Source organism: Pseudomonas kilonensis (genome assembly GCF_001269885.1).
Lineage (GTDB): Bacteria > Pseudomonadota > Gammaproteobacteria > Pseudomonadales > Pseudomonadaceae > Aquipseudomonas > Aquipseudomonas kilonensis.
In genome coordinates this window covers 235,483-247,885 of record NZ_LHVH01000022.1, presented here as the reverse complement: position 1 = coordinate 247,885, position 12,403 = coordinate 235,483, and the positions used below count along the sequence as shown (strand labels likewise).

11 protein-coding genes are annotated in these 12,403 nt (G+C 62.6%); 7 read left to right on the top strand and 4 right to left on the bottom strand.

The window, feature by feature from the left end; translation table 11 throughout:
- Positions 1-258: 258 nt before the first annotated feature.
- Both AD662_RS15420 and AD662_RS15415 read right to left on the bottom strand, forming a co-directional pair.
- Positions 259-738: a nuclear transport factor 2 family protein gene (locus tag AD662_RS15420; RefSeq protein WP_018603901.1), complete on the bottom strand. Its 480-nt coding sequence runs from the start codon at positions 736-738 to the stop codon at positions 259-261.
- A gap of 45 nt (positions 739-783) precedes the next feature.
- Positions 784-1,347, bottom strand: coding sequence for a TetR/AcrR family transcriptional regulator (locus AD662_RS15415; RefSeq protein ID WP_053188556.1), 564 nt, complete (start codon positions 1,345-1,347; stop codon positions 784-786).
- Between the two features lie 120 nt (positions 1,348-1,467).
- Between AD662_RS15415 and pssA the strand changes: the two genes are divergently transcribed.
- From pssA to AD662_RS15380, 7 genes are all read left to right on the top strand, one after another.
- Positions 1,468-2,811, top strand: a complete 1,344-nt coding sequence (pssA, locus tag AD662_RS15410; protein ID WP_053188553.1) for a CDP-diacylglycerol--serine O-phosphatidyltransferase — start codon at positions 1,468-1,470, stop codon at positions 2,809-2,811.
- Between the two features lie 11 nt (positions 2,812-2,822).
- Positions 2,823-3,839: an AraC family transcriptional regulator gene (locus AD662_RS15405; protein ID WP_053188647.1), complete on the top strand. Its 1,017-nt coding sequence runs from the start codon at positions 2,823-2,825 to the stop codon at positions 3,837-3,839.
- Between the two features lie 230 nt (positions 3,840-4,069).
- Positions 4,070-5,734, top strand: coding sequence for an AMP-binding protein (locus tag AD662_RS15400; RefSeq protein WP_053188644.1), 1,665 nt, complete (start codon positions 4,070-4,072; stop codon positions 5,732-5,734).
- 16 nt (positions 5,735-5,750) lie between these two features.
- Complete coding sequence (locus AD662_RS15395) at positions 5,751-6,512, top strand: SDR family NAD(P)-dependent oxidoreductase (protein ID WP_003202015.1); 762 nt, start codon at positions 5,751-5,753, stop codon at positions 6,510-6,512.
- Positions 6,513-6,524: 12 nt separating this feature from the next.
- Positions 6,525-7,715, top strand: coding sequence for an acetyl-CoA C-acyltransferase (locus tag AD662_RS15390; protein ID WP_162493986.1), 1,191 nt, complete (start codon positions 6,525-6,527; stop codon positions 7,713-7,715).
- Between the two features lie 9 nt (positions 7,716-7,724).
- Positions 7,725-8,852, top strand: coding sequence for an acyl-CoA dehydrogenase (locus AD662_RS15385; RefSeq protein WP_024617256.1), 1,128 nt, complete (start codon positions 7,725-7,727; stop codon positions 8,850-8,852).
- Between the two features lie 13 nt (positions 8,853-8,865).
- Entirely contained in the window at positions 8,866-9,639 is a 774-nt protein-coding gene (locus tag AD662_RS15380) for an enoyl-CoA hydratase (protein WP_024617255.1), read from the top strand.
- A 374-nt stretch (positions 9,640-10,013) separates the two neighbouring features.
- Here the strand turns inward: AD662_RS15380 and AD662_RS15375 are convergent, their stop codons facing one another.
- A complete protein-coding gene (locus AD662_RS15375) occupies positions 10,014-11,165 on the bottom strand; it encodes an acyl-CoA dehydrogenase family protein (protein WP_053179894.1) in 1,152 nt (383 codons plus the stop codon).
- A 3-nt stretch (positions 11,166-11,168) separates the two neighbouring features.
- Positions 11,169-12,275: an enoyl-CoA hydratase/isomerase family protein gene (locus AD662_RS15370; RefSeq protein WP_018603919.1), complete on the bottom strand. Its 1,107-nt coding sequence runs from the start codon at positions 12,273-12,275 to the stop codon at positions 11,169-11,171.
- Positions 12,276-12,403: the final 128 nt, after the last annotated feature.

The window sequence follows — 12,403 nt, the reverse complement described above, 5'->3', positions numbered from 1 at the left end:
GAGGTAGCCGCGCTGGGCCATGGATGGCCCTTCGCGGCGGCCCACGGAGCAATGCCTTCGTTCGGGCATGCCGAGCCTAGGCGAGGCACCGAGTGGTGGGGCAAAGCGCTTTTGGTTACTTTTGGCTGGTCCGGCTCCCGGCTCTTCCAAAAGTGACCCGCCGTCAGGGCGGAACCCTAAGCAGCCGTTACCGCAGCAATGGATATGTACCCGGTCAACAAAACCCCGACCAACTATCAGGCCGCCATGTCGAGAGCGTTACAACCCCAACTCAGACAACCCCGGATGATCGTCCGGCCGGCGGCCCAGCGGCCAGCGGAACTTGCGCTCGCTTTCCTTGATCGGCATATCGTTGATGCAGGCGTAGCGGTTGTACATCAGGCCGTGCTCATCGAACTCCCAGTTTTCGTTGCCGTAGGAACGGAACCAGTTGCCCGAGTCGTCGTGCCATTCGTAGGCGTAGCGCACGGCGATGCGGTTATCGGTGAACGCCCAGAGCTCCTTGATCAGCCGATAATCCAGCTCCTTGGCCCATTTGCGGGTCAGGAACGCCTTGGCTTCCTCGCGGTTATGGGCGAATTCGGCGCGGTTACGCCATTGAGTATCCAGCGTGTAGGCCAAGGATACTTTTTGCGGGTCACGAGAGTTCCAGCCGTCTTCGGCCAGGCGAACTTTCTCGATCGCCGACGCACGAGTGAACGGCGGCAACGGCGGACGAACTTCGGAAGAAGCAGACATGGCGGATCTCCAGAGAATTGACGAATTGCACAAGGGTTCAACAGGTCAGACGTGTAGCAGTTTTTCGAGTAAGTCCTGGGCGTCGTCAGCCGCGCGGTGGTCGCCCATGACCAGCGCCACGGTAATGGCGCCGTCAATCAGAATCAGGAGTTGGCGCGCCAGTGCGTCCGGGTTCTGGACACCTTGTTCGACGCACAGCCGGGTTACGTAATCGAGCAACTTCTGTTTGTGCAGCTTCGCCACCTGGCGGACCGGATCCTGTGGATCGCCGGTTTCGCCACTGGTGTTGATGAATGCGCAGCCGCGGAAACCTTCGCTGTCGAACCAGCCCTTGAGCACGGTGAACAGGTTGAGCAGCCGTGCAGTCGGGGTCGGCGCCTTGTCCACTTCGGTGCTGAACCAGTGCATCCAGCGCTCGTCCCGCCGCTTGAGGGCAGCCACGATCAGGTCGTCCTTGTTGGCGAAGTAGCGATAGACACTTTTCCTGGAGACGCCGGCGGTTTTCACCAGAAGGTCCATGCCGGTGGCGGCGATGCCACTTTTATAGATCAACTTTTCGGCGACATCGAGGATGATGTCTCGTGTTTCATTACCAGTAATTTCGTTCATGAAACAAAAGTAGAATGATCGTTCTCCTTGGTCAAGTGTTTTTTCTTTAGGACAGGAAGACCCAAACCCATCCATGGTGTAAGCTCATCCGTTCTTCGGAATCGACCTTTTGCGAGCCCTATGCCGTCGCTTTTCAAACGCTCCCTGCTGCCCAAGCTGCGCAGCTTTGCACTGACCGCCGATGCGGTGACCATCCTCGATGGTGCTGCCCAATTCCGCCGTTGCCTGCTGGAGAAAATCGCCCAGGCCACCCAGCGCATCTACATCGTCGCGCTGTACCTGCAACAGGACGAGGCCGGCCAGGAAATCCTCGATGCCCTGCATGCCGCCAAGGCCGCGCGTCCGGAACTGGACGTGGTCGTGGTGGTGGACTGGCTGCGAGCCCAGCGCGGGCTGATCGGCGCCAAGAAGCAGCCGGGCAACTCGGCGTGGTACCAGGAACAGACTCGCACCCACGCCAGCGAAGTGCCGATCTACGGCGTGCCGGTGCAAACCCGCGAGCTGTTCGGCGTGCTGCACTTGAAAGGCTTCGTGATTGACGACTGTGTGCTCTACAGCGGCGCCAGCCTGAATAACGTCTACCTGCACAAGTTCGACAAATACCGTTACGACCGCTATCACCTGCTGCAGAACACGGCACTGGCCGATTCGATGCAGCATCTGATCCAGCACGGCCTGGTCGCCTCCAGCGCCGTGCATCGCCTGGACTTGCCGAACCTGCCCAGCACCCGCAGTTTGCGCAAGGACATTGGCGACCTGCGCAGTCGCCTCAAGTACGCGACCTATGACACCAGCGTTGGCAGCCTCGACAAGAGTGGCCTGTCGGTCAGCCCGTTGCTGGGCGTGGGCAAGAACAATCCGCTGAGCCGGGTGATCGGTGAACTGATCGCCAGCAGCCGCCAGCAACTGACCATCTGCACCCCATATTTCAACCTGCCCCTGGCGGTAACCCGGGAGCTCAATCGCGCCCTGGCCCGTGGGGTCAAGATCGACATCATCGTCGGCGACAAGACGGCCAATGACTTCTACATTCCGCCAAGCGAGCCGTTCAAGATCATCGCAGCACTGCCATACCTCTACGAAATCAGCTTGCGGCGCTTTGCCAAACGCCATCAGCGCGCTATCGACAGCGGCCAATTGAACCTGCACCTGTGGCGTGACGGGGACAACACCTATCACCTCAAGGGCATGTGGATCGACGAGCGCTACACCTTGCTGACCGGTAATAACCTCAACCCGCGGGCCTTTCGCCTGGACCTGGAAAACGCGCTGTTGCTGGACGACCCCAAGGGCGAGTTGCTGGCGCCGCGCCAGGCCGAGCTTGAACAGATCTACCGCCACACGCGCCGGATCGATGGTTACCTGGACCTGGAAAACCTGCCGGATTACCCCGAGGCCGTGGCCAGGTTCCTGAAACGGGTCAGCCGGGTGCGGATAGAACGGCTGCTTTACCGAATCCTGTGAACACCCGCGCCATGTCGAAAAAAGACACCATCTCCATCCAGTTGGTGCGTGAGGCGCTGCTGCAAAGCTGCGCCCCCGGAGCGGCGACCAATGAAGTGCTGAGCAAGGTCGGCATAGACCCTGCGTTGCTCGACGACGCCCAGGCGCGAGTCCCGGCCCATGCCTATGCGCGGCTCTGGCGTTTGCTCGCCCGGCGCCTGGACGACGAGTTTTTTGGCATGGACTCGCGCAAACTCAAGTCCGGCAGCCTGGCGTTTCTCTGCCAGTGCGCCATGGCTCAGCCCACGCTGGCGAGCGGCTTGACGGCGGGGCTGGGGTTTCTGTCGCTGATGCTCGAACACCTGCCAGCCCAGTGGGTGCGCCAGCAAAGCCTGGCGGAGATCGTGCTGCTGGAAGACGATCAGGCGCCGCGTCGGGCCTTTACCTATTTCACCTACTGGATGATCGTCCATGGCGTGGCCTGCTGGCTGGCCGGGCGGCGCATTCCCATTCTTTCCGTCGAACTGCGTTGCCCGGCGCCGGATTTCTGCGACGACTATCGGGTGATGTTTTCCCAGAACCTGCGTTTTGACCGGCCTCGTACCCGGATGATTTTCGCCGCCGAATGCCTCGACCTGCCGATCAGGCGCAACGCTGATGAACTCAAGCGCTTCCTGGCCCAGGCCCCGGCCAACATCCTGGTGAAATACCGCAACCCGCAAAGCCTGGCCAGCCGTATCCGGCACGACCTGCGGCAGTTGCCTGCCGAACAGTGGCCGGAAACCGAGGCCCTGGCCCAGCAGTTGTGCGTGTCCGCGTCCACCCTGCGCCGACGCCTGGCGGAGGAGGGCCAGACCTACCAAGGCCTCAAGGACAGCGTGCGCAAGGATCTGGCGATCACCTGGCTGGCGGAGCCCTCCATCAGTTTCGTCGAAATCGCCTCGCGCCTGGGCTTTGCCGATGCCAGCTCCTTCTACAAGGCGTTTCGCAAATGGTCCGGGTCCAACCCGGGGCATTATCGCAGCCTGATTCTCAACGAGTCGGACTAATCCCGCCGAATCCGACACCGCTCCCACAGGGGGGGAGGTGGTCGCAAGGTCGAGGCTCCGCCTCAAACCTTGTGGGAGCGAGCCTAAAGAACACCACATCCCTAAACCATGGCCAAACCAGTCAAGCAACTTGAAAGCTTTGACCATTGCCGCCACAGCCCTTCGGCGCGAGTATTTGCCTGCTATTCACGGTTCCCCCAACCAATAAAAACCACAGAGGGATGCTGGTCATGCGCGATTATTCGTCCGCCACGTCGCAGTTCGATTACCTGCACACTGTCAACACCGCACTGCACGGCTCGCTCGAGGCGCTCAATGCCTGTGTCGAGTGTTGCGACCGGCATGCGTTGCCGGGGCGCATCGCCTTGTTCTGGGAGGGCCGTGACGGCAGCGACGCCGCCTGGACTTACCGTGACCTGCAGGACAACGCCGCGCGGTTCGCCAATTTCCTGCGCGCCCAAGGCGTCGGCAAGGGCGACAAAGTGGCCGGCCTGCTGCCGCGCACCGCTGAACTGTTGATCGTGGTACTCGCCACCTGGCGCATCGGGGCGGTCTATCAACCGCTGTTCACTGCATTCGGGCCCAAGGCCATCGAGCACCGCCTCGGCAGCTCGGGGGCGCGCGTGGTCGTCACCGATGCGGTCAACCGTCCCAAGCTCGACGAAGTCGCCAGTTGCTCCACCGTCGTCACGGTCGGCGGCGAAAAGGGCCAGGGCATCGTGCGCGGCGACTACAGTTTCTGGGCCGAAGTGGCGAACCATTCCAACCAATGCGAACCGCTGATGCTCACCGGCGAAGACCCGTTCCTGCTGATGTTCACCTCCGGCACCACGGGCCCTGCCAAGGCGCTGTCGGTGCCGCTCAAGGCCATCGTCGCGTTCCAGAGCTACATGCGTGACGCGGTAGACCTGCGCCCTGAAGACGCCTTCTGGAACGTCGCCGACCCGGGCTGGGCCTACGGCATCTATTTTGGCGTGACCGGGCCGCTGGCCATGGGGCATCCGATTACCTTCTACGATGGCCCGTTCACCCTGGAAAGCACCTGCCGGGTCATCAACAAATACGGCATCACCAACCTGACCGGCTCGCCCACGGCCTATCGCCTGTTGATCGCCGGTGGCGAGCAGTTCGCTCGGTCGATCAAGGGCAAGCTGCGCATCGTCAGCAGCGCCGGCGAGCCGTTGAACCCGGAGGTGATCCGTTGGTTCGCCGACAACCTGAACGTAGTGATCCACGACCATTACGGCCAGACCGAACTGGGCATGGTGCTGTGCAACCACCATGGGCTGGAACACCCGGTGCACCTGGGCGCGGCCGGTTTTGCTTCGCCGGGCCATCGGATCGTGGTGCTGGATGAAAACCAGCGCGAGCTGGACGTGGGCCAGCCGGGCATTCTCGCGCTGGACCGCAGCCAATCGCCCATGTGCTGGTTCGCCGGTTACGCAGGCGGACCGACAAAGGCCTTCGTCGGTGACTACTACTTGAGCGGCGACACCGTGGAGCTGAACCCAGACGGCAGCATCAGCTTCGTCGGCCGCAGCGACGACGTGATCACCACCTCCGGCTACCGGGTCGGTCCGTTCGACGTGGAAAGCGCGCTGATCGAGCACCCGGCCGTGGTGGAAGCGGCGGTGATCGGCAAGCCCGATCCGGAACGCACCGAGTTGGTGAAGGCCTTCGTGGTGCTCAGCACTCAATACCGTGCCTCACCGGAGCTGGCCGAGGAATTGCGCCTGCACGTGCGCCAGCGCCTGGCGGCCCATGCCTATCCCCGTGAAATCGAATTTGTCAGCGACTTGCCGAAAACCCCAAGCGGCAAATTGCAGCGCTTTATCTTGCGCAACCAAGAGATCGCCAAAGCTCAAGAGGCTGCGGCGCACAACGTTTCAGCTTGAATCCAAGGAAACCATGATGCAGATCGACAACAAGATTTTCCTCGTCAGCGGCGGTGCTTCCGGCCTCGGCGCGGCCACCGGTGAAATGCTGGTCAAGGCCGGCGCCAAAGTGATGCTGGTGGACCTCAACGCCGACGCCGTGGCCGCCCAGGCGCAAAAACTGGGTTGCCAGAGCGTGGTGGCCGACATCAGCAACGAAGCGGCGGCTGAAGCGGCGGTCAAGGCCACGGTCGATGCGTTCGGCGGCCTCAATGGCCTGGTGAACTGCGCCGGTATCGTGCGCGGCGAGAAGATCCTCGGCAAGAACGGTCCCCACGCCCTGGCCAGCTTCAGCCAGGTGATCAACGTCAACCTGATCGGCAGCTTCAACCTGCTGCGCCTGGCGGCTGCGGCCATTGCCGAAACCGAGGCAGACGCCGACGGCGAGCGCGGGGTGATCATCAATACGGCGTCGGTGGCGGCCTTCGATGGACAGATCGGCCAGGCGGCTTATGCGGCATCCAAAGGCGCCATCGCCAGCCTGACGTTGCCGGCCGCCCGCGAGCTGGCGCGTTTCGGTATCCGGGTGATGACCATTGCGCCAGGGATTTTCGAGACCCCGATGATGGCCGGCATGACCCCGGAAGTACGCGACTCCCTGGCCGCCGGCGTGCCGTTTCCGCCGCGCCTTGGGAAACCTTCCGAGTACGCGGCGCTGGTCAGGCATATCATTGAGAACAGCATGCTCAACGGCGAGGTGATCCGTCTCGACGGTGCCTTGCGTATGGCAGCCAAATAATCAGGAGGATTCATGATGTCCAACGATCCGATTGTCATCGTCAGCGCCGTCCGTACGCCCATGGGCGGTTTCCAGGGCGAACTGAAAAGCCTCAGCGCCCCGCAGCTGGGTGCCGCTGCCATCAAGGCCGCCGTGGAGCGTGCCGGCATCGCACCCGACGCGGTTGAAGAAGTGCTGTTCGGTTGCGTACTCGCCGCCGGCCTGGGCCAGGCACCGGCGCGTCAGGCCGCGCTGGGCGCCGGGCTCGACAAGTCGACCCGCTGCACCACGCTCAACAAGATGTGCGGCTCGGGCATGGAAGCGGCGATCCTCGCCCATGACATGCTCATCGCCGGCAGCGCCGAAGTGGTGGTGGCCGGCGGCATGGAAAGCATGTCCAACGCGCCGTACCTGTTGGATCGGGCCCGCAGCGGTTACCGGATGGGCCACGGCCGGGTGCTTGACCACATGTTCCTCGACGGCCTGGAGGACGCCTACGACAAAGGTCGGCTGATGGGCACCTTTGCCGAAGATTGCGCCGAGGCCAATGGCTTGAGTCGTGAGGCCCAGGATGCGTTCGCCATTGCATCCACCACCCGCGCCCAGCAGGCGATCAAGGATGGCAGTTTCGACGCCGAGATCGTGCCGTTGCAGGTCATGGTCGGCAAAGAGCAAGTGACCGTGCGCCACGACGAGCAGCCGCCGAAAGCGCGGATCGACAAGATCGCCTCGCTCAAGCCGGCATTCCGCGAGGGCGGCACGGTGACGGCGGCCAACGCCAGTTCCATTTCCGATGGCGCCGCAGCGCTGGTGCTGATGCGCCAGAGCCAGGCTGCCCAGCGTGGCCTCAAGCCCCTGGCGGTGATCCACGGTCATGCGGCGTTTGCCGATACCCCGAGCCTGTTTCCCACCGCACCGATTGGCGCCGTGAAGAAGCTGATGCAAAAAACCGGTTGGTCGCTGGATCAAGTCGACCTGTTCGAAGTCAACGAAGCCTTTGCCGTGGTGGGGCTGGTGACCATGGGCAAGCTGGAGATTGCCCATGACAAGGTCAACGTCCACGGCGGCGCCTGTGCGCTGGGCCACCCGATTGGCGCGTCTGGCGCACGAATCCTGGTGACCCTGCTGTCAGCCCTGCGCCAGAAAGGCTTGAAGCGCGGCGTCGCGGCGATCTGTATCGGCGGCGGCGAAGCCACGGCCATGGCCGTCGAATGCCTGTATTAAGGAATCACCATGCTCCCGACTGAAGAACAGACCCAAATCCGCGACATGGCCCGGCAGTTCGCCGAGGAGCGCTTGAAACCGTTCGCCGCCGAATGGGACCGCGAGCACCGTTTTCCCCGGGAAGCCATTGGTGAAATGGCCGAGCTGGGCTTCTTCGGCATGCTGGTGCCGGAGCAGTGGGGCGGCTGTGAAACCGGTTACCTGGCCTACGCCATGACTCTGGAGGAAATCGCCGCCGGTGACGGCGCGTGCTCGACCATCATGAGCGTGCATAACTCGGTGGGTTGCGTGCCGATCCTCAAGTTCGGCAACGATGAGCAAAAGGCGAAATTCCTCACGCCCCTGGCCAGTGGCGCGATGCTTGGCGCCTTCGCCCTGACCGAGCCCCAGGCCGGTTCGGACGCCAGCAGCCTCAAGACACGGGCACGGCTGGAAGGTGATCATTACGTGCTCAACGGGTGCAAGCAGTTCATCACGTCCGGGCAGAACGCCGGGGTGGTGATTGTGTTTGCGGTGACCGATCCGAGCGCCGGCAAGCGCGGCATCAGTGCGTTCATCGTGCCGACCGATTCGCCGGGCTACAGCGTGGCCCGGGTCGAAGACAAACTCGGCCAGCACGCCTCCGACACCTGCCAGATCCTCTTCGAGGATGTGAAGGTGCCGGTGGGCAATCGTCTGGGGGAGGAGGGCGAGGGCTACAAGATCGCCCTGGCGAACCTGGAAGGCGGGCGCGTGGGCATCGCGGCGCAAGCGGTGGGCATGGCCCGCGCGGCGTTCGAGGCGGCCCGGGACTATGCCCGGGAACGCTCCAGTTTCGGCAAACCAATCATCGAGCACCAGGCCGTGGCGTTCCGCCTGGCCGACATGGCGACCCAGATCGCCGTGGCCCGGCAAATGGTGCACTACGCCGCCGCCCTGCGAGACAGTGGCCAACCGGCGCTGGTAGAGGCCTCCATGGCCAAGCTGTTTGCCTCGGAAATGGCTGAAAAAGTCTGCTCCATGGCGTTGCAGACCCTGGGCGGGTACGGTTACCTCAACGACTTCCCGCTGGAACGCATCTACCGCGACGTGCGGGTCTGCCAGATCTACGAAGGCACCAGCGACATTCAGCGCATGGTCATTTCGCGCAATCTTTGAACAGGAGTCCTGCATGAGCTACGAAACGATTTTATTGGAGATCAAGGACCGCGTCGGCCTGATCACCCTCAACCGTCCCCAGGCATTGAACGCCTTGAATGCGCAGATCGTCAGCGAACTGAACCAGGCGTTGGACAGCCTGGAGGCTGATCCGAAGATTGGCTGCATCGTGCTGACCGGCTCGAAAAAAGCCTTTGCCGCCGGTGCTGACATCAAGGAAATGGCCGAGCTGACCTACCCACAGATCTACCTGGACGACCTGTTCAGCGACAGCGACCGCGTGGCCAACCGCCGCAAGCCGATCATCGCGGCGGTGAACGGTTTTGCCTTGGGCGGTGGCTGCGAACTGGCGTTGATGTGCGACTTCATCCTGGCCGGCGACAATGCCAAGTTCGGTCAGCCGGAGATCAATCTCGGTGTGCTGCCGGGCATGGGCGGCACCCAGCGCCTGACCCGGGCGGTGGGCAAGGCCAAGGCCATGGAAATGTGCCTGACCGGGCGCTTCATCGACGCGGTGGAAGCCGAGCGCTGCGGCATCGTCGCGCGGATCGTACCGGCTGATGAGCTGCTGGACGACGCGCTGAAAACCGCCGCGCTGATCGCCTCCAAGTCGGTGCCCATCAGCATGATGGTCAAGGAAAGCGTCAACCGCGCCTTTGAGGTCAGCCTGTCCGAAGGCGTTCGTTTCGAGCGCCGGGTATTCCACGCAGCGTTTGCGACGCAGGATCAGAAGGAAGGGATGGCGGCGTTCGTGGCCAAGCGTGCGGCGGAGTTCCAGGACAAGTGATGCAGCGTTCTCACTGACGCCATCGCGGGCAAGCCTTGCTCCCACAGGGTCCGTGATCTGACACAGTATTCTGTGTGCGGTGCAGATTCAGTGGGAGCGAGGCTTGCCCGCGATCGGGCCTGAACATTCAGCATCTCAGTGACAGATACACCGCCATCGCGAGCAGGCTCGCACACAGGGGATCGGAGGGATACGCAGCATTTGTGTGCGCCGCTAAACCCTGTGGGAGCTGGGCTTGCCCGCGATGGCGGCGGTACTGATACACCGCCATCGCGGGCAAGCCTTGCTCCCACAGGGGCCGTGACCTGACACAGTATTCTGTGTGCAGCGCAGATTCAGTGGGAGCAAAGCTTGCTCGCGATGCTTTTCGGCCCTCACACCAGGTAATGTTTGAGTTCCCGGGCGATGACCATTCGCTGTATCTCGCTCGACCCTTCATAGATCTGGGTAATCCGCGCATCGCGGTAGTAGCGCTCTACAGGATAATCCTCGAGATACCCGTAGCCACCATGGATCTGTATGGCCGAGGAGCAGACTTTCTCGGCCATTTCCGAGGCGAACAGCTTGGCCTGGGAGGCTTCTGACAGGCACGGCTTGCCAGCGCTGCGCAGGCGGGCGGCGTGGAGGATGAGCAGGCGGGTGGCGTTGATGCGGGTGTGCATGTCGGCCAGCAGGTTGGCGATGCTCTGGTGCTCGATGATCGGCTTGTCGAACTGGACGCGATCACGCGCGTAAGCCAGTGCCGCTTCAAACGCCGCGCGGGCGATGCCCAAGGCTTGCGCAGCAATGCCGATGCGGCCGCCTTCCAGGTTGGACAAGGCGATGGCCAGGCCTTTACCGCGAGCCCCCAACAGGTTGGCCTCGGCAATGGTGCAGTTGCTCAAGGTGACCGCGCAGGTGTCCGAGGCGCGGATGCCCATTTTGTGTTCGGTGCGATCGACGATGAAACCCGGCGTATCGGTGGGCACCAGGAACGCTGAAATGCCTTTTTTGCCCAGCTCCGGGTCCGTCACGGCAAACACGATGGCCAGTTTCGCCCGTTTGCCGTTGCTGACGAACTGCTTGGCGCCGTTGATGACCCACTGGCCATCGCGCAGTTCGGCCCGGGTGCGCAGGTTGTGGGCTTCAGAGCCGGCCTGGGGCTCGGTCAGGCAGAAGCAGCCAATGGCCTGGCCACTGGCGAGGTCAGCCAGCCACGTCTGCTTTTGTTCGTCGGTGCCGAAATTCAGCACCGGCCCGCAACCCACCGAGTTGTGGATGCTCATCAGCGCCCCGGTGGCACCGTCACCCGCGGAGATTTCCTCCACCGCCAGGGCATAGGCCACGTAATCGACGTAGGTGCCGCCCCATTCTTCCGGCACCACCATCCCCAACAGGCCCAGTTCGCCCATCTTCGCCACCAGGCCGTCGTCAATCCAGCCGGCCTTTTCCCAGGCCTGGGCATGGGGGGCGATTTCACCGCGGGCGAAGTCCCGGGCCATGTCGCGGATCATCACTTGTTCTTCGGTCAGTTCGAGGTCATGCATGGCTCAGTTCCCGTGGTCGTCGAAGCCCTCGAAGAAACTCGCCACATGGTCGGCGTCCAGCGCCTCCAGGGTCGGCGGGTTCCAACGCGGGTTCTTGTCTTTGTCGATCAGCAAGGCGCGCACGCCTTCGATCAGGTCACCGCGTTCGAACCATTGCTGATCCAGATGCAGTTCCAGGGCAAAACAGTCTTCCAGGCTCAAATGCCGACCGCGCCGCAGCATTTCCAGGGTCACGGCCATGGCCAGGGGAGAGCGGCTGTCCAGCAGGTCGGCGGTCTTAATCGCCCATCCGTGGCTGTTGGCGACGGTGACCTGGCGCAACTGCTCGACCATGCTCGGCACGTCGGGCAGGCCAAAGAAATGGTCGATGGCCGGCCGCAAGTCGGCCAGGGGCGGGGCAGGCAGCTGTTGCACACCCAGTTTGGCCAGCAAGCTTTGCAGGTCCTTGAGTGGCGTATCACCCCACGCCAGGCGATCGAGGCGCGCATCGAGCTGTTCAAGCTTGCGACTGTCCAGATACCAGTCGGCCAGCCCGCAATACAAGGCGTCAGACGCACGGATCTGCACGCCGCTGACGCCCAGGTAAATACCCAGTTCGCCAGGAATGCGCGGCAGGAAGTAACTGCCGCCCACGTCCGGGAAATACCCGATGCCGACTTCCGGCATGCCCAGGCGGCTGCGCTCGGTCACCACCCGCAGGTCGGCACCTTGTGCCAGCCCCATGCCGCCGCCCAGCACGAAGCCGTCCATCAAGGCGAGGATCGGTTTGCGGTAGTGGTGGATCGTCAGGTCGAGGGCGTATTCCTCGACGAAGAAATCTTCATGCAGGGTGTCGCCCTGCTTGTGGCTGTCGTACAGCGAGCGGATATCGCCGCCGGCACAAAACGCCTTGTCCCCCGCGCCACGCAGTACCACGGCGCGGACCTGTGGGTCGAGGGCCCAGGCATCGAGTTGTTGTTGCAAGCTGCGCACCATGCCCAGGGTGAGGGCATTGAGGCCGGCGGGGCGGTTCAGGGTCAAATGGCCAATGTGATTGCGAACTTCGACCAGCACCTCATAGGCTGCGGTTTCGATGGTTCCCGCAGCGTGTGATGAAACCTGAGCTGTCATCGCTAACTCCCTGCTTTTATTCTTCTTTATGAATTGTGTCGCGCGTACCCATTCAGGATCGTACCAGTGCAAATTTGCATTGCACAACCGGGATACGTGCAGGTCCTTTCTGCATATTTATAGCAGCC

Bases quoted from the DNA above. Each gene is read 5' to 3' on its own strand.
- AD662_RS15405 (WP_053188647.1), top strand. From the start codon at position 2,823: ATGTCGAAAAAAGACACCATCTCCATCCAGTTGGTGCGTGAGGCGCTG.
- AD662_RS15395 (WP_003202015.1), top strand. From the start codon at position 5,751: ATGCAGATCGACAACAAGATTTTCCTCGTCAGCGGCGGTGCTTCCGGC.
- AD662_RS15370 (WP_018603919.1), bottom strand. From the start codon at position 12,275: ATGACAGCTCAGGTTTCATCACACGCTGCGGGAACCATCGAAACCGCA.
- AD662_RS15375 (WP_053179894.1), bottom strand. From the start codon at position 11,165: ATGCATGACCTCGAACTGACCGAAGAACAAGTGATGATCCGCGACATG.
- pssA (WP_053188553.1), top strand. From the start codon at position 1,468: ATGCCGTCGCTTTTCAAACGCTCCCTGCTGCCCAAGCTGCGCAGCTTT.
- AD662_RS15420 (WP_018603901.1), bottom strand. From the start codon at position 738: ATGTCTGCTTCTTCCGAAGTTCGTCCGCCGTTGCCGCCGTTCACTCGT.
- AD662_RS15400 (WP_053188644.1), top strand. From the start codon at position 4,070: ATGCGCGATTATTCGTCCGCCACGTCGCAGTTCGATTACCTGCACACT.
- AD662_RS15415 (WP_053188556.1), bottom strand. From the start codon at position 1,347: ATGAACGAAATTACTGGTAATGAAACACGAGACATCATCCTCGATGTC.
- AD662_RS15380 (WP_024617255.1), top strand. From the start codon at position 8,866: ATGAGCTACGAAACGATTTTATTGGAGATCAAGGACCGCGTCGGCCTG.
- AD662_RS15390 (WP_162493986.1), top strand. From the start codon at position 6,525: ATGATGTCCAACGATCCGATTGTCATCGTCAGCGCCGTCCGTACGCCC.
- AD662_RS15385 (WP_024617256.1), top strand. From the start codon at position 7,725: ATGCTCCCGACTGAAGAACAGACCCAAATCCGCGACATGGCCCGGCAG.